Raw genomic sequence first — 21411 nt, forward strand, 5'->3', positions numbered from 1 at the left:
CGCGATCTGGTTGCTGTACCCGTCGGCCTGCGCACCAGAGGAGGCGACGCTCACCCGCTCGGTCACGCCCGTGTCCAGGTCGCGGACGAAAATGTCCTCAGCGCCGTTGGTGTCACCAGGCACCAGGTCAGACGCGCCGGACACGAAGGCGACGTGCCGGCCATCCGCGCTAATCGTCCCCCAGCTGCTGAAGCCGTTGCCCTGCGCCCCACCGCTAGACACGCTGATCCGGGTAGTCGTGCCGGCCATGCGGTCGCGGAGAAAGACATCGCGGCTCATATTGGTGTCGCGGGCGACCAAGTTGGAGGCGCCCGAGGTGAACACGACGTACCGGCCGTCCGGGTTGATCGAGGAACCCCAGCTCTCATCGTCTCCCTGCGCGCCGCCGCTGGACACGCTGATCCGCTCGGTGATGCCACCCGTCCGGTCGCGGAGGAACACGTCCTCGACGCCGTTGGTATCTCCCGAAACCAAGTTCGTCGCGCCCGAGGAGAACACGACGTAGCGGCCGGTGGCGCCCAGATCAGGCATGAAACTTTCCTCGTCGGACTGCACCCCCGTGCTGGAGACGCTGACCCGGCTCGTCCGGCCGAGATCCACAGCCACACCGGATACGACGGGTCCGGCTCCCAGCATGACTACCACCGCTGATGCGATCCACATGATGACCATCCCGAATCCCCGTGACGCACTCCGAGAATGGCCCTCCCGCGTTCAAGGTCACAACCACGACATCGACGCGTCTTCGCAATAACCGAATGATGCGACCGCCGGTGAAGGGGGGACTGTCAAACGAACGGCACCTCTCTGTGTCATCCATGAAGGAGCGGGGCCGGTCAAGTCGCTGGTCTGAGTCGTTTTGCCGGTGGCCTGGCTAAGTTGTCGGGCGCCGAGGATTACCGCGGCGTAGCCGTGGTGTGTTGATCAGTTTGGGTGTGGTCGTGTTCGCCAGGTTCCGGGTGATGCCGGAAGGGCAGGCCGAAGACTCGGCTGCCGGTCATCCATTCGCCCCGTCGTGTGAGGGCATGGTGATTTACGACCGTGACCGGACGGGGTCAATCAAGAAGGCGACCACGCCGCCGGCTGGCAGGGGTCAGACACAGAACGACTCGCGTCCGGTCACGTCCGAGCCTGCTCACGCCGCCTTCGCGGTCTGCTCGAGGGCGCGGATGTGCCCGTCGCGCAGGCCGTAGAAGACGTAGGTGAGCAGTTTGCGGGCCACCGCGACGGTGGCGATGTTGCGGCCTCGCCGTTCGGCGATCCGCGTGCGGGTCTGGGTGAGCCAGTCAGCGTTGTGGGCGCCTTGGGCAGCCTCGACCGCGGCCCACCGCACCAGCGTCGAGCCTTGCTTGGTGATCGGGCCACGCCGCACGACGGTGTCGGACTCGCGGTGCTTGGGTGTCAGGCCGGCCCAGGAGCTCAGGTGCGCGGGGCTGGCGAAGCGGATGACGTCGCCGATCTCCGCGACGAAGATCGCCGCCAGTGTCGGTCCAACGCCGGGAACCTTCTGCGCTGCCCGGAAACCGGCGTGGTTGGCGAGGGCCGCGCGTAGTGGTCCGGCGACTGCGGTGATCTCGAAGTCGATGGCGTCGATCAGCCGCAGCAGTGCGTTGACGCGTAGCCGGTAGGCCCCGTCCAGCGGCGCCGCGTTCAGCCATTGTCGGCCGGCGACGCCGAACAGATCGGTCACCTGCGGGTGCAGGCCTTGTTTGGCCAGCACCCCGTGCACGGAGGCTTTCAACCCGCTGCGCCAGGCGACCAGTTTGGCGCGGTGCCGCACTGCCTCGCGCAGCTCCCGGACCTGCGGTGGGGCGATCCAGCCTTCAGGTAGCCGGTTCATGCGCAGCAGATCCGCGAGATCCGCAGCGTCACGGACGTCGTTCTTGACCCGCCGGTAGGCGAACCCCTTAACGCCCAGCGGATGCGCGAGGTGCACCTCGGCGCCGGCGTCCTGGAGCACGTCGGCGGCCCAGTACCAACCGTAAGTGGCTTCCAGCACGACGTGCGGATTCTCGCCGGCTTTGGCGATCTGCGCGGCCAGTGCCATCGGGTCGTTGTCGATCCGGACGGTGTCCAGCCGGTTTCCGGCCTGATCCATTCGCACGATTATCGACCGGCGGCGGTGCAGATCGATACCTACGATCTGCGGGCCGTCGTATTCTGCTGACATGTGGGGCCTCCTTCGTCGTTTGACGTGAGCACCCCGAGCATCCCGCCGGGAGTCACGAGGAGCGAGGCCCCGCTCCTTCATGCCATCAAGACGCCGCCAGGAGCGAGGTTCTAAGCTTGTTGTCGGCGGGTTCGGGAAGTGACTTCTCCGAAGAGCCGGCGTGGGGATGAGAGCCGGTCACGCTGGAGTTTGTTGACGTTCCTCGGTGTCCTCCCGGACCCGTCGCCGTCGTTGCTGTGGCGTCGTTGATCATCTGCCGGTAGACGATGTCGGACAGGTGCCGTTTCAGTGCCCGCATGGCTTCCATTGAGGGCTTCCCGGCTGCTTTCTTGCGGTCGACGTAGGCGCGGCCTTCGGTCGGGTTGCGGAGCTGGACGGTGGCCATGATGTGCAGGACCCGGTTGATCTGCCGGGTGCCTGCTCGCGACAGCCGATGGCGGGCTTGGTCGCCGGAGGACGCGTCGATGGGAGCGGTGCCGTTCCAGGACGCGAAATGGCCCCGGTCCGGGAAGCGCGTGATGGTGCCGACTTCGACCAGCAGCCGCGCGGCGCCGGACGGCCCGATGCCGTGCAAGTCCATCAACGTGGTGCCGGTGGCCGCGACCAGTCCCTTGAGCTCTTTGTCGGCTTGCTTGGAACGCTGGTAGACCCGCTCGGGCACTGTTGCATGAGCCATCCTCAAGATCACTCGCCGCAAGGCTTCCAAGGAGATCTACTCACAGTGGTCCGTCAGCGAGCACAGATCGGGCAAACCACCGCCTGCGCCCGTCGCGATGGCCCGGGTACCCGACGCTAGCCAAGGGTTCTCCGAAGAATTGCGGCCTCGCGAAGTTGGATCGCTCAATGCAACAGCGCCCGAACAACTCCTCTCTGCCCATCCGGCGGATCAGGCCGATCGGGTTTCGCACGTGTCAGTCCTTGATCGGCGCGGCATCCCGGTCATACGCGGCCATCGACGGAGCGGTGGGCCACCGTGTGAACGAGCACCCGACCGCCAATGCGTCGGCTTCCACTGAGGGCTCGCTCAACACCCGTACCTGGTACCCGGCTGATACGAGCCGCCGGGCCAATCCGAATCTGGCGGAACGTTGACCACCTTGACGGCGCTGTGGTCGCCGGCTTCGGCGGCCTTGCGATACAGCGCCAATGCCTGACCCGGTTCGCCCGCTGCCAGCAGGTCATCGCCTATGGCTAGGAGGAACGCTGTGGCTCTCCGTCGTGAGGGTGGACGGCAGCGCCGACCGGCCGACCGGTCAGCCGCTACGGTCCGATTCAGGGTTGTAGGGTCGGTTCTCTCCCGGGCGGCGACCCGCCGTGCGCAGCGAGCCGAGCTTGCTGAGGGCGTCGAACCAGAACGGGGCGCCGAACGCCACCGCTACGGCGGTGAGCAGCCACCCGAGCAGTGTCAGAAGGATCGTGCCGAGGCCGGCATGGAGGGTGGAGGACCACAGGAACGGAGCCCACCGAACGACGTTCGCTCCGCAGGATCTGTCCTGGCTGTACGCTCGGCAGTCGGTGCGCGCGGCGGCCAGGTTCCAGCCTATGGGCAGGTTCAGGTCACGCAGCACCGTCCGCTGCCGGGCCAGGCAGGCGGCCCGCTCCGGGGTTTGCTCCGACGGGCAGCTTTGCGCCGAGAGGGCCTGGGCGACCACCGCGTTCCGGACCGGGCCGTCCCGGTACAGCGCCTCACCGATCCGAAGCGTGTCGACGTTCATCAGGATGGCGAGGATCGCGCCCGCGATGAACAACTGACTCTGCGCCCACCGTTTGTACCAGCCGCTGACCCGGCCCATCTGCTCGTCGTACCAGCCTTCCAAGTCCTTACGGAACTGGGTGACGTTGTTGTCGACGTCGCGCAGCAACGTCAGCAGCGCGTCGCGGGCCGGCAGCCCTTCGGGCAGCTTTTCAACCTGAGCGGCGAGTTCGTCAATGGTGGTCTTGCCTGCGCCGTCGGGCACCAGCAGATCGATCAGGCTGCGCGCGAAGGTCTGCGCGGAGAGATACGACGCCAGATACATGTCCTGCCCACGTCGCTTGCTGCCATCGGGTTTGACTTGCCCTCCCGGTTTGGCCGGACGGTGCAGCGCGGCAACCAGAGGGTGCCCCATTACGATGTCGGCGAGGTAGTCGTCCAGCTTGACCGCCGCAGGAGGTCCCGGCTGCGCAGGCGCCTGCGTCTGAGTCAACCCTTTGCGCAGGGCCTCACCGACGTCGGCGAGCCTGTTCAGTTCGTCGCGTTTATCTTGTTTCTCCAGTAGCCCCTGCCTGCTGCCCGAGGCCGGCTCGCCGGTCCCTGACGGGGCGGCGGGTGGTATATCGAGCATCTCGCGCAGGCCCCGCAGCAGATATTCGCCCCGCATGTTGAGCCTCTTGCTGAGCCACTCGACCGCTGCGGTGCCGACTAGGCTGGCGGTGAGAAAAACGAATATCAGCCCGATGGCAGTGTCGAGCACTACCGAGCCGGGCATGACCGGCCCCTTGATGACATTGGCACCGGCCGCCGGCTGCAGGGCTGCGTCCCTGGCCAGCGGGTCACCGGCTGACGTGGCCGCTGATCTGGTCCCATGATCATCCTTCCTCCACGTGATGGGTTGCCGCCGGTCACGACGCGCCGGCCGGCAGGTTCAATCACCGGCGCCCCGAGTAAGTCGCATCTGCGGACAGCGGTTCTCCACGGGCCTCGTGAGTCCGCCGGGATGCGTGACACGACCCCGGTTGGCCATGTGGTGGCCGAGCCTGACCATGGTGTCTTCGTCATCTCCGGTGCCGGTTTCACGGCGCCGGCGGCAGGCGGTCAGCCGGCGGGTTGTACTCCCAGTGCCACGGTTCTCGGTCGTAGGGGTAGAAGCCGAACCGTTCGGCGTTGCCGGTCAGCCACCGCCAGGCGGCGGTTTCCCGTTGCTCTTCGGCGTGCGCCTTACCGGTGGAGGTCCCGAGCCAGCAGTCGATCGCGCGACCAGAGTGGTGGGCGCTGGACCCGGGGCGGGCCACCCAGTCGTCGGCGGCCTCCTCGCTGCCGTACTTCTCGACGGCGTGCGTGAACAGCTCCTGCTGACGGGCCATGGTCCGCAGGCCGGAGACGGGGAGGAGCAACGGCGCCGGGATGCCGTCGGCGCGGGCGGCCGCGACAAGCCGTCCCCACCAGGCGGCGGCTAGGCGGTGCAGCGGGACCACCTTGCCGCCGAGCCCGGCGACCGTGGTGCGATCTCGAGAGGCTGGTTCGGTCTTGTCGGTGATCCGGCCACCCCCGGGATTCTCCACCGCCAGGGGCACGTCATCGCCTAGGACCCCGGCGGGGCCGGTGCTGGGTTCCGGGTCGGTGCTGGCGAGCTCACCGCGCAGGGCGGCCATGGTGTCGGGGCCGACGATACCGTCTACCTCGAGACCCTGTTGCGCCTGGAAGTCTTCGACAGCCGTCTCGGTCTCGGGGCCGAAATTCCCGTCGGTGTCGACGGCCAGCCCGTGCCGGCCGAGCAGGTATTGAACCTCGAGGACGTCCTGGCCCTGATCTCCTCGCCGCATCATGAGGCAGTTCTCACTTCCGCCCGAGGACAGCGCCTGGGGCTCCAGCTCGGTGCTGACATTGTTCCGCGGCCGCCTCGTGGGAGGCCTTCGCTTTCGGGGCGCCTGCGCAGCGGCACCGGCATCTGCTGGGTGGCCCGCCCCTGGCGCCAAAGCGGCCCACGTACCGCCGAAGCGCCAGGCTGACAGCTTTGCGGCCGCGGTCAGCCGCCGGGCCGGTCGTCGACGGATCCTTGAACGGTCATTTCGAGCTCGTGTTCGAGCCGCCGCCTCCTCCGGAGACGTAGGCCTTGATGAAATCCTTGGCAGCGTCCTTGGCCTCGTTCCAGACAAGATCGGCGAGCTGGTCCTCCCAGCGCTGGCTGTCCGGCCAGCCGAGGTCGACGCCACGGTTACGGTCGAAGTAGATGAGGAACCCCGCCTCGATCTCGTTCCAGATCGCCAGCCATTGCCCGGTCTTCACCGGCTGCCCGGCCGTCCCCACCGCTCCGATGAGACGCCATTCGTACGAGGGGGTGCCGGTGTTCACCAGGTTGATCCCGATGGCGGTCTCCGCGTACTTGTAGAACGACGGCGCGGTGCCGTACCCCATCGCGACCAGCTCTCCGTAGCGCACCGTCCGGGCGCTGCCGTCCTGGCGGCGGAAGAACCAGCGGGCCATCTTGTGCGCGGTGTCGTTGGTGGCGTCGTCGGAGAACCCGAGGTTGACACCCCACCGCTGGGTCTCCCACCCGACATAGCGGACGGTGGCACTGTTCTTGAGGTTGAACGCGACTCCGGAACTTTCACGCCACGAATTGAGCACATCCACTTCTTGCCCAGCGCCCGCGAACTTGCCGCCCCCTAACTCCCACTCGCTGTAGTTCTTCACCATCTGTTCTATCTCTGCCGCTGTCGCCACCGTAGTGCTCCTTTCTGAACAGGTCCTGTATCTCGTTTCCTCGCACTGCCCGCCGCGGACCTGGACGCACCCGACACGCCGCTGGCACGGGCCGGTATGCGTGCTGCAGCGAGACGGAGGACGGCTTAGCGGATACCTCAGCCTGTGTTAGGGCCGGCCGGGCGCGCATCAGGGAACTCACGCATGCCCCGGGCCGCCGGAACACGACAGCAGGTTTGCGACACCCCCGGGTGTTCCCGGATGCGCGGCCTGCCCGGGGCCGAAACCGTCAGTGCGGCGCGGGAGGCCGGGGCGTGGTGACGCGAACTCGACGCGGCCATTTGGCCGATCAACCGATGTCGATCAGCTGCAGCGGATGGTCGAGTGGGACCAGTGACGCCGCGGAGGATGGCATGCGGTTCCGAACCCCCCACGATGCGCACGAGCTGGTCGGTCGTGAGCCGCAGGTCCGCCGGCTCGATCGGTTGCTCGCCGGGGCCAAGACCGGGCACGGCGGTGCGCTCGTGGTCACCGGCGAGCCGGGGATCGGGAAGACGGCCCTGCTCGACCATCTGATCGCCCAGGATTCCGACGTGACCGTGCTCGCGACCACCGGCGTGGAGTCCGAGGTTTCGCTTTCGTTTGCAGGCCTCGGCGATCTGCTGCGACCGCTGTTGCCGCGATTGCCCACATTGCCGGAAGCCCAGGAGAACGCACTGAGCGCCGCCCTCGCGCTCGTCGAGCATCCCGGCAGGATTAGCCCGTACGCGGTTTGCATGGCGACGCTCACGCTGCTCACCGACCACGCCGAGCGGCGACCGGTAGTGATCGTCGTCGACGACGCGAACTGGATCGACCAGCCATCGACTACGGCGCTGGTGTTCGCGGCCCGCCGCCTCCAGGTCGACGCGATGGCGATCGTCCTTGCCGTCCGCGATACCGCAGTGCATGACCTGGATGTGGCCGGTCTTGACATCGACAGGATCAGAGGATTGGACCGCGGGGCCGCCAGCTTCTTGCTGGATCGCCTGCGGCCGGGGAGCACCGCGGCCGCCGTCGCCGACGAGTTGTGGCGGGCCACCGGCGGTAACCCGCTTGCGCTGACCAAAGTCTGCGCGGGGCTCAGCGACGACCAATTGGCCGGGTCGGTGCCGCTTCCCGGGGACCTGCCGGTGGGGCGGGATTTGCAAACCGCCTTCGTAGGCGGACTCATGCCGTTGCCTGCGAAAACGCGGAGGGCATTGCTGGTCGTCGCGCTGAGCGCATCCGAGGAGCAGGCCGCGGTCGCCGTCGCGCTCAATGAGTTGGGACTGGACCTCGCTGCCTTGGACCTCGCGGCGGCTCAGGGAGTGATCGAGTATCGGGGTGCTCGGGTGGTGTTCACTCAACCGTTGATGCGTGCTGCCGTGCGCGGCGCCGCTTCAGCGCGCAGGCGGCGGAGGGTCTACGCGGCTCTCGCCGCCACCTCCACCACCGAGGCGCGGGCGTGGTACCGAGCGGCCGAACTGGTTGGCTACAACGAGAGTGCCGCGAAGGAATTGGAGTGGGCGGCCGGACAGATGCGGCGCCGTACCGGTTTCGCCGCCGCGGCCCAAGCCATGCACCGCGCCGCCGAGCTGACCTCGGACAGAGATGCGCGGGCCCGTCGCCTGCTCACGGCGGCCGGCGACGCCCAGCTCTGCGGCTGGCTGCCCGAGGCCGCGGGATGGTTGGGGCAGGCCCGGATGCTGGCGGATGATGCGCGGCTACGCGCGGACCTCGCACTGACCCACGGGCGGGTTCTTAACAGGCGCGGTACGCCGTCGATCGCCCTGCAGGTATTGGCGAGCGCGGCCGAGGAGATCGCGGGTCAGGACCCGCTGCGGGCGGCGCAAATCTGGTGCGATGCCGTCAACACCGCCTTCATCGACGGCCGGGCGCGCGAGGCGGTGGAGTACGCGAGCAACGCGGTAGACCTGCTGGCCGGAGTCGGCGACGCTGGCGGGTTGGCGGCAGCGCGGACCGTGCTTGGTCAGGCGTTGCTGGTGCGAGGCCGTGTCGCGGAGAGCCGCCGTCTGCTCGGTGAACAGCGGTCCTACGTGGACGGGCTCGACCCAATCGCCGACGCCGACAAACTCGCCATGGTGGCGCTGTGCTGGGCGTGGCTCGAGGAATACGCGACGGCTGGAGCGCTGCTGCGTACGGTGATCGATGCAACCCGGCGCACCGGCGCCCTTGGTCCACTCTCCCGCGCGCTCGCGTTCCACTGTGAAACGTGCCGCTCGACAGGCGACTGGCTGACCGGCTACGTCGAAGCGGAGGAGGCGCTGCGGCTGTCTCGTGAACTACGCGACGTGGCAACGGTCGGATACGCCCTGGTCTGCCTCGCTCGCTTCGAGGCACCGCAGGGACGCGTTGCGCTGGCGGACGAGCGGCTCGCCGAGGCGCGGCGCATCGCCGGGCCGCTGGGAGCAGGTGGATTACGGGTGATGCAAGGGTCAGCGCTGGGACTGCGATACCTTGCCGCGGGCGAGCGCGAACGCGCGATCATGTCACTGGAGGAGGTGCGGGAGTTTGCTGTCAGCTCAGGGGTGGAAACTCCCGTCATCGCGCCATGGGAGGCGGACCTGGTCGATGCGTACTGGCAGGACGGCCGGCGCGCGCAGGCCACGGCCCAGCTCGACATGCTGGACATGCGGACCCGGTCCAGTGGGCTGGTCGCGCCGCGGGCGGCTGTCGCGCGATATCGCGCGCTGCTGTCTGATGATTTCGATCGTTCCGAACACCATTTCCGGGAGGCGCTGGCGTTGCACGCCTTGCGGCCGCAGCCGTTCGAGCGGGCGCGCACGGCAATGTACTTCGGGGAGATGCTGCGCCGGAACCGGCACCGCGCGGACGCCCGGCCGCTGTTGCGGGAGGCGGTGGAGGGTTTCCGCCGGCTCGGCGCGGAGCCGTTCGCCCGGCGTGCGGCCGCCGAGCTCGCGGCTACCGGGGACCGCCGCGAACCCCGCAGCGTCTCGCCGATGGGCCGGCTCACCGCGCGGGAACTGCAGGTGGCACAGGCAGTCACGACCGGATTGAGCAACCCCGAGGTGGCCGCGGCCCTGTTCGTCTCAACGAAGACGGTGGAGACACATCTGTCCAGCGCGTATCGCAAGCTGGGTCTGCGTTCGCGAACTCAACTCGCTCGGTACCTGGCCGACCGCGAGGCTCAGAGCCGAGGCGACGGATCGGGCAGCGCCGCGGCCGTCGTGGGGTCGGCGTAGGCGTCGATGACCAGCAGACGAACTTTTGCCAGGAATGCCGGATCGATCTCCGCATGCCGGCGCACGGCGTCCGCCAGATCGGTGATGCGATCCGGCGTGCTCACCTCCACCGCGGTCAGGGCGGCCTGCGCCTCCAAGTCACCAGCGAATTGGTCACCAACGACGGTCAGCAACCGCGCGACGCCAGACCAGCCGCGTGGAGGACCATCTGCGACCAGCGTTGGCGCAGAGCCCTCTCCGGCGCCGCCGAGCAGCAACGCGACGACGCGGGAGATGAACGACGAGTCGACCACGATCACCATCCCCCGCCGGTCGGCGGGAATGCCGGCCTCCACGTCCTGAATAGCCTGCCGGGAGGACGGGCGCATCGGAGAACACACCGAGACTGGCCGTCGGCCTGGGTCTACGAGGAGCGACACATACGCACAACAGTGGGTCAGGGGATTCCCTGTCGCGAGGCCGCGATCTCGCACGGTGCAATGACCGTGTTAGAACTGCATTCGACCTGGAGGCGCACGGCTTCGCGTTCGCCAACACCTTTGTCAACCATGTCATCACTATTTCCGGCATGCAGATCGAGGTGACAACCCTAGTGCGTCGTTCCTTAAATCCTGTATGTCGGGGTTAGCTTGTAGATCCGTTTCGGTGGTGGTGGGCGTCCCCAGACCCAGGGCTTGGCCTTGGCGTTGAGCCGGGCGGTGGCCACGGTGGTCGCGGTGCAGGATGTCGGGCCGCTGGCCAGTTCCTGTCCGGCGAGGCCCTGCCAGCGGAACATCCGCCACCACGGTTCTTGCAGGTTGAGCCAGCAGGCGTTCTTCGGGATGAACACCTGCCGGATCCGCGGATGCGCGGTCAGCCAGTCGCGGGTGGACAGCGACGTGTGCGAGGACAGGTTGTCGGTGATCACGACGATGTCGCCAGCCGGGTTGTCCTGCTCCAGGCGGGCAAGGAAGTCCTGATAGCAAGCACTTTTTGCGGCGCTCGGCGCACAGGGTCACCGCGTGGCCGTCGCGGATGCGCAGCGCGCCGTAGACCCAGGTCTTGTCCGGCTCCCGCCAGTACGCCACCTGCTCTCTGACCCGGTTCCCATCGGCGGTCCAGCCCGGCTGGGCCGGGTAGGCGCTCGGGATCAGCGGTCCGAGTCGTCGACGCAGACGACCGTGGAGTCGGCGGGCGCATGGGGTGTACAGGTCGATGACGGCTGTCCTTTTCCGATGAACAGCGGATCCTTCGACACCGCCCACGAACGCACCTGCCGCCACCGGACCTCGTCGGAGCGCAACGTTTTCATTCGCCACAGCCACTGGTCCTCTTTGTACGCAGCCAGCCGGCGCTTCCATACCGGCTCTTGGAAGTCGAGCGGGGGTTCCCGGCGACGACGACCCGGACGTCGAGGGCTCGCAGACCACCTGTGATCATCTGAGTGACTGGTCGGACGGGCACAAGTGACTGGGAATTTCAACCGAGCAGCCGGCTGCCGGGCCTGGACGGCCTGACAGTGGAGTCGGTCGAGCGTCTCTGCACGTTGCTCACGGCACGTCCCGGGCTTGAGCAACCCGGTCCAGGTGAGAGTGCTTATTCTGCGTGCGGATCGTCATTTGTTGGCCTGTCATGGCGCTCGGTTTGCGCCGCGTAGATCAGCCTGTCAGCAGCAGGATGGTCGCCCAGTTCGGTCAGCGCTTCGATGGTGAGGTCCCGGACATGCTGGTTGAGCGGGTCGACGGCGGCGGCTGCTTGCAGCAGTTGTATGGCTTCTTTCGGGGTGGTGTGGCGCGCGAGCTCGATGTAGGCGGTGAGGGCGGCGTCGCGTGTGGGTTCGCGGGCGGCAGTGAGCCAGTTCCAGGTTTGCCCGTCGGCGAGTTCGCCGGTGTGCCGGCGGAGTACTGCGCGGTGGGCTGCGAGTCGCTCGGTGGTGATGGCTGAGTGCTCGGCGGTCGCAGCGGCGTCGCGCAAATGCCACAGGTCAACATCGACGATGGCGGGGTTGAGGGTGTACCGGTCGCCGGTGCGAAGGATGAGATCGTCGGGAAGCGTCGCTCTGAGGTCTCTTTTGAGGTCGCTGATGGTGGTGTAGAGGCGGCGGGCGATGGAGGCGGGTGGCAGTCCGGGCCAGATGTGCGCGGTGAGCTGGCCGCTGGTTGCCCCATTGCGGTGTACGGCGAGCAGGACCAGGACCTGCCAGGCGGCGGTTCGCCGGATCGACACTTGCACGTTGCCGACGGTCAGCGTGCACCGGCCGAGCACGCAGAGGCGCGCCCCCAGCATCGCCGCTGGCGCGACCGGCCCGTTAGCGGCGGCCGGTGCGCTCGGGGGTTCGTGTACCGGGTCGTCGGCATGTCGTGGCTGTACGAGGGCTGGTCCGCGTGCGTGGGCGATGACATCGAGCAGGTCTGCGGCGGTCTGAGAACTGAGAACGCACAACCGCGTCCCGACCGGATCCGTCTGCTTGTCGATCGTCCCGTCGCCCTCGACGTGCCAGGTGACTCCGTCGGTGGCCGGGGCACCGATCACGATGGTGGTACGCACTGCGTCGGTGGCTGGGTCGTCCGGGGATGGCTGGCTGGACACTCGGAGGGCGCGTGGTGGTGACAGGGGCCGCCCAGGGCCTGTGTCGGAATCTGGCGGTTTCGACTCTTCCAGTTCGTCGTCGGTTGAAAGGACGAGGCCTGGCAGTGTGCGGGCCGGGCGGGTCGCGGCCCCGAACAGGGTCGTGAAGTCAGCGTCGCTGATGATCACGTCAGGAGCAGCTCTCGTGCCGGTGGCCAGCAGGGAGGTGACGATCAATCCGCGGGCGGCGGCGTGCGCCCCGGGTCCGGTGAGGGTGACCGTGCCGGTGGGCAGTTGGTCGGACGCCAGCGGCCCCGGGTCGGCGTCGGTGAGTGGCTGTGCACGGGCGGCGATGAGTGTTGCTGTCTCGGGGGGTGGTGCTGCTGGCTGCCGGTGTCGGGTTGCTGGGTTGTAGGTCTGGCGGCGGCGTAGCCAGAACAGGCTGACCATCGCGGCGACGTCTCGGGCGACGGAGGCGGGTATCCATCCGCCGTCGGGCAGGTCGACGCCGCGGTTTTGGGCCGTACGGCCCGCGAAGTCGGCATCGTCGATCGGCTCTTCGGCGGAGTGGTCCGGGCTCTCAGCGGTGGCGGCTGCAGTTGGAGCGGTCTCCGTCGGCGCGGCATGCACGGCGGAGATGCCGAGCAGGGCGGTGCCGGCGAGGGACCCGGCGGTGGCCTGAGCCGGGGTTGGGAGAGGCAAGGTGCGGAGACGCCGCCCTACCCGGGCGGCGGTGCGCAGCCCGGCCCGAACGAGCAGAACGGTGACGAACAGCCACAACGCGGCGGCCGCCGCGCCGAGCACGAGCACGAGCACGGTCTCGGGTGGTGGCTGGTCGACCCACGCGCGGATGTCGCCGCCGCTGGGCCGTTGCCATGCTCTCCCGGTTGCCCAGGCGATGACGAGAGTCGGAGGTATCGCGACGACGGCCACAACGACCAGCGCGGTGCCGAGCCGGTGTATCCATCGCAGCATCAGGCTGTCACCGCGGTCCGGGTGGTACCGCCGCAGGTGCGCCGGCCGCAGGCACGAGCGAGCCACCGATGTGGCGGGTCATGATCCAGAGTCGTTGCGTCCACCAGAGCGCTACGGCGATGGCGTAGGTGATGGCCAGGGCGGTGATGGCGCCGCGCCCGACGATGAAAAACGCGAACAGGCCGAAGAACACGCACAGCGCGGCCCGGGCGAGCGGGTGGCGGGTCAAAGTGATCCCGACGGCGACCCCGATCAGGGAGGCCGCCAGCCGGGCCGTGACTTCGCGCAGACTGTGGGGGATGAGCGGGATGGGGCCTTGCCACCACACAGACAGCACCAGCATCCCGGCGGCGGCGAACAGCACCGACGCGTTCGGAAAGCCCAGCAGCATGTCTCCGCGAGCTGGTGCGGGTCGGCGGCGCAGGTACCAGGCGATGACCGCGCAGGCCACGGCTGCGGGCAGCATCGGCAGCAACGCCCACCGCAGTAGCTCGCCGGGTGGCAGGGCGAAGTAGAACGCGGCGGCCACGCCATACAGGGCGGCGGCGGCGAGCCCGCAGAGTATGGCCACCACGATTCCGGCGGACGGGTCGTTGCTCGGCTGCGCCGGGGCGGCAAGGGTTCGGGTGCGGGTGGCGGCGAGTCCGAGCATCGGCGCGGCGGCCAGGGCGGCGAGGAGGGCGAACAGGCTGGCGGTGCCGAGTTCGCCCCAGGCGGCGATGACGTAGTAGCCGTATCCCACCCGGATGCGAGGGTTGCCGTTGTGGAAGGTCGCGGAGAACACCATGTGGGCGTACAACACCAGTGAGGCCAGGCCCGGAATGAGGATCCCCCACAGCCGTCGCAGCGGTGGCGGCGCCTGCGCCGCAGCTGGCGTATCACCGGCCGCGACGGTGCTGCCGGCGTCGGCGGCACCCAGGACCGCCGCAAACCCGGGCTCGGTGATCGAGATGACCGGAACGCCGAGCCGGGTGCCGATCACGCTGGAGGCGGCCGGGGCGGCGGACGCGGCGCCGATGAGATAGACACCGGCCAACTGCCCGGTGGTCAGTTCGGCGGCGGCGACGGTCTTCTCGGCCAGATCCGCGGCGGCCTGGTAGACCGGTTCGGCGTGGTCTTCGACGATGCGGTTGTGCACGACCAGGGGCGGCTGCGGTACGGGCATCGGCACGCTGACGACGGTCTGTTGCGACAGCTGTTCCCGGGCGGCGCGCAGACTCGCCCTCACTTCCCATTGCTGCCCGGTGCCGAGCGCGATGCCGGCGGTGAGGGCGGCGGTGATGTGGTCGTCCAGGGCGGTGCCGCCGGCTTGGCCGTCGGTCATGGTGGCGAGGACTTCGAATCCGGTGGGGCCGCGGCGTAGCACGGTGGTCTCGCAGCCGGCGCCGAGATCGATGAACAGCAGGAACGCGCCGACCGGCCACTGCGCGCCGCCGGCCAGCAGGCGGGTGGCGGCAGCCACCGGCGCCTCCACCAGTTGTGGTTGTCCGAGGCCGGCGCGGTGCGCGACCTGCCGCAGCCAGGTGCGCCGACGCGGACCCCAGCCCGCCGGCACGACGAGCCGTACGTCGTCGGGCACCAGACCGGCCCGGCCGGCAGCAGCGGTGGCAACCTGAGTCAGGGTGGCCGCCGCCAGGTCGGCGACCGGCACGTCGTCGCCGTGCACGTGCACGGTGCCGGTGCCGTCCCCGGCCAGCGCCGCGAGCGGCGACGGCACGAATCCGTCCGGCACGGCGGCGGCCTGCCGCCATGCCGCGTCGCCGGTGGAGATGTCGCCGGTGGCGGCGAGGTGGACGGCGCTGGACAGGACCAGGCCGCCGTCGAGGGGCAGGGGTTCCCAGTGGCCGCCGGGCCAGGCCAGCACGGCCTGGGTGCAGGCCGTCCCGTAGTCGATCGCGAGGCGCGGCTGGTCCGGCTGCATGACGACTAAGTGAAACAGAAGATCACCGATGCGTCACTGTGGATAACTGTCCGAAGGTCTCCACACCGGACCCGCCGAACGCTGTTGACCTGCGGTTGTCAGTTGTGTGTGAGGTTTTGTAAGGCCGTGTGACATCGCCACCCCTCCCGTAGCCAGTGCGGCGGTCCTAGCGTCAAGTCCAATCCACACAGGCCGCCGTGCCGTGTCGCTGACATCGGCGATGCGGTCACCTGGCAGGCAGCGGCCGTTCGACGGGGGGTGACGCTGATGATCCGGTTGATCGCCGCGGCACGCGACTGGGTCACGTTGGTCGTCCTGGTGGCCGGTGTTCCCGCGTTCCTGGTCGCGGTCGCCGGGTCACCGGTGCCGCGGCGGATGCCCCCAGCAGCCGTGTGGATGTCGTGGGTGGACGACCCGTTGCAGCCGCCCTTCCTGCAGACCACGGCCGTGTTCGCCGGATGGCTGGTGTGGGCCGCTTACACGACACTGCTCGTCGCCGCGGCTAGGGCGCGGCTGCGCCGTGCCCGGCGGCGGTGGCGGCACGGTGCGGTGTGTCTGCCGCGGCCGGTGCAGACGCTGGCCGCCACGCTGCTCGGGGCTGCCGCGGTCACCTCGGCCGCCGCGCCCGCCGCCGCAGCGTTGCCAGCCGCCACTACCACCGGTGGGCCCGCCGACGGCGGGGCGGCAAACACCAGCCGTGATATCGCCGATGACAGTGCGAGCCGTCCCGCCGGTAGCCACATCCGCACGGACCCGGCCCGTACCGCTCGGCCGCATAGTTGTGTGGTCCGGCCGGGCGACACCCTGTCGGACCTGGCGCAACAGCACCTCAGCGACAGTGATCGGTGGCCGGACATCTTTGCTCTTAACCGCGGCACTCACTTCGACCGAGTGGGCGGCACCCTCACCAACCCCGACGTGATCTATCCGGGCTGGCGCCTGCGTCTCCCGACGGCTTCTGGCCACAGCCCGGGCAACGTCCCCGTCGAGCCGCCACCGGCGGATCTCCCGCCGGTGCCGCATGAGCCGCCCACCGAACCCCCAACGGCAGGACCGCCTGGCCCGGCCACAGGCCCAGCACCGGCGACGGCCCCCTCTGCAGACCGGCCCGGCCCGGCAATCACCAGCTCCGCAGTTCCCGACGACGGCGTCACCACCCCCCACGCCGACACCACGCCCCGCTCAACTCCCGAGCACAGCGCACCTGGACAGGACAACGACGGCGGGGTACGGCTGACCTCGGGAAGCTGGGTCGACGCGGGTATCGCCACCGCGATTGTCGCCGCCGCCGCACTGGTCTGGGCACACCGCCGCCGCCGCTACACCCGCTCGCCCCTCGCCACACCACACCTGCGCTGGCCCGACCTGCAGCCTCTGCCCGGCGTCGTCGGTCAGCTGCGCCGCCGCCTGCGCGGCGCGCCCGCCATCGAGGCAACCCCTCGCTCAGCCGTGCCCGCACGGCCGGCAGCGACCGACGCACCGACCGACGCACCGAGCGACAGCGACAGCGACAGCGACATCGGACTAGAACCAAGCGGACTCGAACCCGGCGACAGCCCGCCGACGGCCGGCCGGATGCAGCGCGATTCGGCACCGGCCGGGCGCGGTGCGGGTTTGCGGAGCTGGCCGGCGGCCGGCCTCGGCCTGACCGGACCTGGAGCGGCCGCAGCCGCCCGCGGCATGCTCATCGCCGCGCTCGCCGACAACGACAGCGACGACCCGCACAGCCGCACCCACGTCCTGCTCCCCGCCCCCACTGCAGCATTCCTGCTCGACACCATCCTGCTCCCGCGGACCCCGCGGCTCACCGTCACCGACGACCTGGACACCGCCCTGACGCTCCTCGAAACCCACCTGCTGCACCGCACCCGCCTTATCGACTGCCACGACGCCGACGACGTGCCTGCCCTACGCGCAGCGGGTGTGCTCGACGAGCCGGTCCCGCCGCTGCTGCTCCTGGCCGCCCCGGACGACCGCGAACGCCGCCGCATCACCGCCCTGCTCAGCCACGGACACCGCCTCGGCATCCGCGGCGTCCTGCACGGTCCGTGGCCCGGCGGCACCACCCTCGACGTCGCCGCCGACGGCACCACCCACCCCGACCCTGACGATGACGATGACGATGACGATGACGATGACGATGACGATGACGATGACGATGACGGTGGCGCCGGTGACGCGGCCGTGGAGGGCGGCAAAGGTGGTCAGGTCACCGTCCTCGACACCGCCGAGACTGTGGCGCTGCTAGCCGTGCTCACCGAGTCCCACACCGGTCTCCCGCCGTCAACGTCCACGCGCGACGATCCCGCCCGCTTGCTCCGCGGCGACCGGCGACTCACCCCGGACGGCGACATCGCGACGGAGGACCGGCCGCTCACCGTGCGTGCCGAGCACCCCAGCGGCTCGCCCTACATCGTGCGGTTGAGCCCGCCCGTGCCGTCGCCCGGCCAGATCGACGGAGAAACCCTCGACATTGCCGCCGCGACTGCGGCCGCAGCACATCTCGACCCTCTGACGGCCGGCGACACGGCCACGCCGGCGGCGCCGGCCGGTGGCGGGCCCGCCACCGCGCAGCCGGACGACCAGCCCGGACATTCGCCTGAACACCCGCCCGCCCGCGTGATGATCACGGTGCTCGGCACCCCGGCGATCCACCCTGCCGACCCGAACCGGCACCCGAGAAAGAAAAGTATCGAGCTCCTCACCTATCTGGCAGTGCACGACGGCGCCGCGGCCGCCGACGCCATCCTCGACGACCTGCTACCCGACGCCCCAGCCAGCAAAGCACCCGGCCGGCTCTACACCTACGTCTCCGACCTGCGCAACGTACTCAAGCGCACGGCCGGGCCCCGTAGCTTCCTCACCCACCCCGACCACCGATACGTCCTCAACCCAGACACCGTCGACGTCGACCTGTGGCGCATGCGGACCGCGATCCGCGACGCCACCCGCGCCACCAACCCCGCCGACCGGATCACCGCGCTGCGCCGCGCCACCGACGCCTACACCGCAGACTTCGCCGACGGCGTCGACTACGAATGGGCCGAGCCCTACCGCGAAACCATCCGCCGCCAAGCCCTCGACGCGTTCCTCGCCCTCGCCGACGAACTCGCAGGCCGCCCCGCCGAGCAGATCGCCGTGCTCGACACCGCCATCCGGCTCAACCCTTACACCGAAGAGCTCTACCAACACGCCATGCGCGCGCACGCCGCGGCCGGCGACATCAACGCCGTGCGCCACCTGCGCCGCGCACTCACCCGAGCCCTCGAGGAGATTGACGCTGAACCTCGCGACGACACCCTCGCCCTCGCCGACGAACTCGTCAGCCAGACACGACGGGTGACGCGGTCACCGTCTCGTCCCTCCGCAGAAGGGACCGCCGCATGACCCCCGCGACCGCCCCCACCCCCGCCCAGCAGGGCAACGACGAGCACGACATGCCACTGCGCCGGCTCCGATGGGCGGTCCGCGCCGTCCTCGTCCTCGGCGTCACCGCCTCCATCGCTGCGAACGTCCTGCACGCACTGCCCAATCTCATCAGCCAGCTCATCGCCGCATGGCCGCCCCTCGCGCTGCTGCTCACCGTCGAACTGATCTCCCGCGTCCCCACCCACCGCCGCGACCTCGCCGCCCTCCGACTGATCGCCACCGCCATCATCGCCGGCATCGCCGCCTGGGTGTCCTACTGGCACATGGCGGGCGTCGCCGCCCGCTACGGCGAAACCGGAGCCGCCGCCTCCTACTTGCTACCGCTCTCGGTCGACGGTCTCGTCGTGGTCGCCAGCATCAGCCTCGTCGAGATTTCCGGTCGCATTCAGCTCGCCGAGCCACAAGCCACCACCTCAAGCATTCGTGCGCCCAGCCAGCCGAGTTCGGCGGCTCCTCCGGCGAGCCCCGTACCGACCCCATCTCCCAGCCACGGCGAACCCGCCACCGGTCCTGGCCTGACCGCGCGGCCCGCAGGCGTGCCCTCGTCGGCCCTGCCATTTGGCCAGCCCGCCCAGAAGCATCCCGCCGAGGGCAACGCCACGGCAACACGTCCGACGCCGCAGCGTCGACGCGCGCCGACGGGTGGCACTGATGCCAGACTCCACCTCAGCCCCGCCGCGTCCCGTGGGACGGCGACCGGGCAGCGACCGGCTGACACGGACGACAGACGCCTGCAGTCGCGCACCGCGGCGGCGGTTGCCGCCTGGCATCGGCGTGATCCTTCGCTGCACCCAGCTGAGATCGCACAGCGGATCGGCCGGTCCGAACGGACCGTGCGCCGCTACTGGCCGCCTGAACCAGCGACGAGCCACAGCCATCCCGTCGGGGACATTGCTTGATGTTGTGGATTCCCTGTCAGCCGAACACCACTGCGTCCGGTGTCTCCTGCCCCGCCTTCCTAGACAAGTTTCGCGCCTGTTGCCAGTCGAGGCCAATACACCGAGGCGTCTTGAGGAGGCACAGAGCTTGCATCGGCGCGGCGGGGTCGCTGCTCGCGCCGGCGGCCTTCAACACATCGCTAGCAAGAAGCGCCGGGGTGATTATCTACCCCGCCAAGCCGACGGCCGTGAGGTCGGGGTGACCTGGCATGGACTGGCCGGGTGCCGTGCTCACGACTCTGTTGTATGCACCAGATCCCCGTGGCGTTTCCTTAATCCGACGTCGTCGTGGCCGATGAACGATGGAGTTAGCTTTGTGCGACAGGCGCCATACGCGCTACTAGAAGCTGAAGGCGAGTGGGAGCATGGCCCTGGAAATCCACAACTCAGGTCGTCGGTTCCGCGCTCCGACCGAGGACGAATGGCACGAAATCTGGCTGGCTCACCCCGCAGAGGAGCCGGGCTTCACCCAGGAGCAATCTTCGCGCACCTACACGAGCCGCGGGCTGGACGCGCGGAACGCAAGGTTGGCAGGAACGCGAGGCATCGTCTCGCTCGTTGGTCCAGACAGCCGAATCCGAGGAGGCGGCAAGGGCAGGACGATCGATCTTGTCCGGAGCTGGACGGACGACCTGCAGAACCGGCCGTTTGAACTCGCCCAGGCTCAGATCATGGATGATCTGCCGCGCGGTCGGCAGCGTCGCCTTGCCATGCTGGCCATTCGGCAAGGCCAGTCGCCATTCCGACGGCAGTTGATCACAGCGTACCGAGGCCGGTGCGCCATCAGTGACTGCGATGTGGAGGAAGTGCTTCAAGCGGCCCACATTGAGCCATACGATGGCCCAGCCACCAACAAGACCAGCAACGGACTGCTCCTTCGAGCCGACCTGCACAACCTCTTCGACGCTAGCCTCCTCTGGATCGAATCCGGCTACCGCGTCCGGATCGCGGCCCAGCTCCGCGGCGGCCACTACGACGAGTTTGATGGCCGGCGACTGAGTCTGCCTGACAGGCCCTCCGATCAGCCGAGCGTGGCCGCGTTAATAGCAAGGCGCCGGTTCGGCAGCGTCGCCGCGTAGTGCGGTGACTGTGCTTCCGCACCGACAGATCGACGAGATGGCGAGTTCTTGAGGGCCTCAGATACGGCGGTCGATCCAATGTCGACGGTCAAGTGGCGAGCACGGAGGTTCACGAATTGGAACCGGCCGGAGCGGATCCGCCGTCCGCTCCAGCCGGTTCTGCCCGGGTACGGACTGGTCAGTAGCCGAAGGAGAACTCGGCGCCGATGAGGCGGGGGTCGCTGCAGTCGGTGACGGTGACGTCGTACCAGCTGTCGCCGTCGCATCGGCCGGTGCCGGTGTACTGGATGATGTGGTCGTCGGCCCATTGGTCGTAGGCGTCGGCATCTGCTGCGTCCGGTGGCGCCGGGACGACCACGTCAGTCACGGTGGTGACCTCGGTCGGGTAGAGCTCGTAGGTGTTGACGATCGACAGGCTGATGGTGATCGTGTCGCACGGCTGGTCTGCTGTCGTGTCGGGCATGTAGTTGACTCCGTTGGTTTGTCAGCGCCGCAACGGCGCGGGTATGTGGCCGCCCGCCTGCGCTCAGCGAGGCGTCGAGGGCCGTTGACGAGATCGTGGATGCGTTCGCGGTCAGCGAGTCCGCCTCATCGAGGTCCAGAAAAGTCCACCTTGGTGGTGTGTCTCGCGATCGTGGACACGCTGCTGCCGGCGGCTGATCCGGGCGTCGAGTTCGCGGACCTCAGCCGGCGCCGCGTCGGGGT

General features: G+C 69.0%; 14 protein-coding genes and 1 pseudogene. 4 read left to right on the forward strand and 11 right to left on the reverse strand.

The window, feature by feature from the left end:
* The 6 genes from AB0M20_RS01125 to AB0M20_RS01150 form a co-directional block, all read right to left on the reverse strand.
* Positions 1-672 (reverse strand): hypothetical protein (locus AB0M20_RS01125; protein ID WP_364291720.1); only part of this gene is annotated, 672 nt, incomplete at its 3' end.
* Positions 673-1135: 463 nt separating this feature from the next.
* Positions 1136-2251, reverse strand: coding sequence for an IS110 family transposase (locus AB0M20_RS01130; protein ID WP_364291723.1), 1116 nt, complete (start codon positions 2249-2251; stop codon positions 1136-1138).
* Positions 2252-2255: 4 nt separating this feature from the next.
* Positions 2256-2831 (reverse strand): transposase, encoded by a 576-nt coding sequence (locus AB0M20_RS01135; RefSeq protein ID WP_364291726.1) that lies wholly within the window; start codon positions 2829-2831, stop codon positions 2256-2258.
* Positions 2832-3423: 592 nt separating this feature from the next.
* Positions 3424-4638: a hypothetical protein gene (locus AB0M20_RS01140; protein WP_364291729.1), complete on the reverse strand. Its 1215-nt coding sequence runs from the start codon at positions 4636-4638 to the stop codon at positions 3424-3426.
* A 304-nt stretch (positions 4639-4942) separates the two neighbouring features.
* On the reverse strand, positions 4943-5695 hold the full coding sequence (locus tag AB0M20_RS01145) for a M15 family metallopeptidase (protein ID WP_364291732.1): 753 nt from the start codon (positions 5693-5695) through the stop codon (positions 4943-4945).
* Positions 5696-5933: 238 nt separating this feature from the next.
* Entirely contained in the window at positions 5934-6593 is a 660-nt protein-coding gene (locus tag AB0M20_RS01150; protein WP_364291735.1) for a hypothetical protein, read from the reverse strand.
* A gap of 392 nt (positions 6594-6985) precedes the next feature.
* On the opposite strand from AB0M20_RS01150, the gene AB0M20_RS01155 reads away from it, so the two are divergent.
* The gene (locus AB0M20_RS01155) at positions 6986-9817 is read left to right on the forward strand and encodes an AAA family ATPase (protein ID WP_364291738.1); all 2832 of its coding nucleotides are present in this window, start codon (positions 6986-6988) and stop codon (positions 9815-9817) included.
* Here AB0M20_RS01155 and AB0M20_RS01160 read toward each other — a convergent pair.
* From AB0M20_RS01160 to AB0M20_RS01175, 4 genes and pseudogenes are all read right to left on the reverse strand, one after another.
* Positions 9763-10152: a hypothetical protein gene (locus AB0M20_RS01160; protein ID WP_364291741.1), complete on the reverse strand. Its 390-nt coding sequence runs from the start codon at positions 10150-10152 to the stop codon at positions 9763-9765. The two genes, AB0M20_RS01155 and AB0M20_RS01160, sit on opposite strands and share 55 nt — an antisense overlap.
* Positions 10153-10421: 269 nt before the next feature.
* Positions 10422-10766: pseudogene (locus AB0M20_RS01165) on the reverse strand (transposase); the annotation flags it as partial.
* 626 nt (positions 10767-11392) lie between these two features.
* On the reverse strand, positions 11393-13180 hold the full coding sequence (locus AB0M20_RS01170) for a hypothetical protein (RefSeq protein WP_364291744.1): 1788 nt from the start codon (positions 13178-13180) through the stop codon (positions 11393-11395).
* Positions 13181-13346: 166 nt separating this feature from the next.
* The gene (locus AB0M20_RS01175; protein ID WP_364291747.1) at positions 13347-15260 is read right to left on the reverse strand and encodes an Hsp70 family protein; all 1914 of its coding nucleotides are present in this window, start codon (positions 15258-15260) and stop codon (positions 13347-13349) included.
* A 267-nt stretch (positions 15261-15527) separates the two neighbouring features.
* Between AB0M20_RS01175 and AB0M20_RS01180 the strand changes: the two genes are divergently transcribed.
* From AB0M20_RS01180 to AB0M20_RS01190, 3 genes are all read left to right on the forward strand, one after another.
* Entirely contained in the window at positions 15528-18647 is a 3120-nt protein-coding gene (locus tag AB0M20_RS01180; RefSeq protein ID WP_364291750.1) for a BTAD domain-containing putative transcriptional regulator, read from the forward strand.
* Positions 18644-19588: a DUF2637 domain-containing protein gene (locus AB0M20_RS01185; RefSeq protein WP_364291753.1), complete on the forward strand. Its 945-nt coding sequence runs from the start codon at positions 18644-18646 to the stop codon at positions 19586-19588. The genes AB0M20_RS01180 and AB0M20_RS01185 overlap by 4 nt, the downstream gene beginning before the upstream one ends.
* A gap of 404 nt (positions 19589-19992) precedes the next feature.
* Positions 19993-20706, forward strand: coding sequence for an HNH endonuclease (locus AB0M20_RS01190; protein ID WP_364291756.1), 714 nt, complete (start codon positions 19993-19995; stop codon positions 20704-20706).
* Between the two features lie 178 nt (positions 20707-20884).
* Here AB0M20_RS01190 and AB0M20_RS01195 read toward each other — a convergent pair whose 3' ends face one another.
* Positions 20885-21169 carry a hypothetical protein gene (locus AB0M20_RS01195; protein ID WP_364291759.1) on the reverse strand — a complete coding sequence of 95 codons (285 nt, stop codon included), beginning with the start codon at positions 21167-21169 and terminating at the stop codon, positions 20885-20887.
* Positions 21170-21411: the final 242 nt, after the last annotated feature.

The sequence above is a fragment of the Actinoplanes sp. NPDC051633 genome, assembly GCF_040681735.1.
Classification (GTDB): domain Bacteria; phylum Actinomycetota; class Actinomycetes; order Mycobacteriales; family Micromonosporaceae; genus Actinoplanes.

Coding starts and splice junctions, on each gene's coding strand:
- AB0M20_RS01185 (WP_364291753.1), top strand. CDS start 18,644: ATGACCCCCGCGACCGCCCCCACCCCCGCCCAGCAGGGCAACGACGAG.
- AB0M20_RS01195 (WP_364291759.1), bottom strand. CDS start 21,169: ATGCCCGACACGACAGCAGACCAGCCGTGCGACACGATCACCATCAGC.
- AB0M20_RS01180 (WP_364291750.1), top strand. CDS start 15,528: ATGATCCGGTTGATCGCCGCGGCACGCGACTGGGTCACGTTGGTCGTC.
- AB0M20_RS01175 (WP_364291747.1), bottom strand. CDS start 15,260: ATGCAGCCGGACCAGCCGCGCCTCGCGATCGACTACGGGACGGCCTGC.
- AB0M20_RS01130 (WP_364291723.1), bottom strand. CDS start 2,251: ATGAAGGAGCGGGGCCTCGCTCCTCGTGACTCCCGGCGGGATGCTCGG.
- AB0M20_RS01190 (WP_364291756.1), top strand. CDS start 19,993: ATGGCCCTGGAAATCCACAACTCAGGTCGTCGGTTCCGCGCTCCGACC.
- AB0M20_RS01140 (WP_364291729.1), bottom strand. CDS start 4,638: ATGCCCGGCTCGGTAGTGCTCGACACTGCCATCGGGCTGATATTCGTT.
- AB0M20_RS01145 (WP_364291732.1), bottom strand. CDS start 5,695: ATGATGCGGCGAGGAGATCAGGGCCAGGACGTCCTCGAGGTTCAATAC.
- AB0M20_RS01155 (WP_364291738.1), top strand. CDS start 6,986: ATGCGGTTCCGAACCCCCCACGATGCGCACGAGCTGGTCGGTCGTGAG.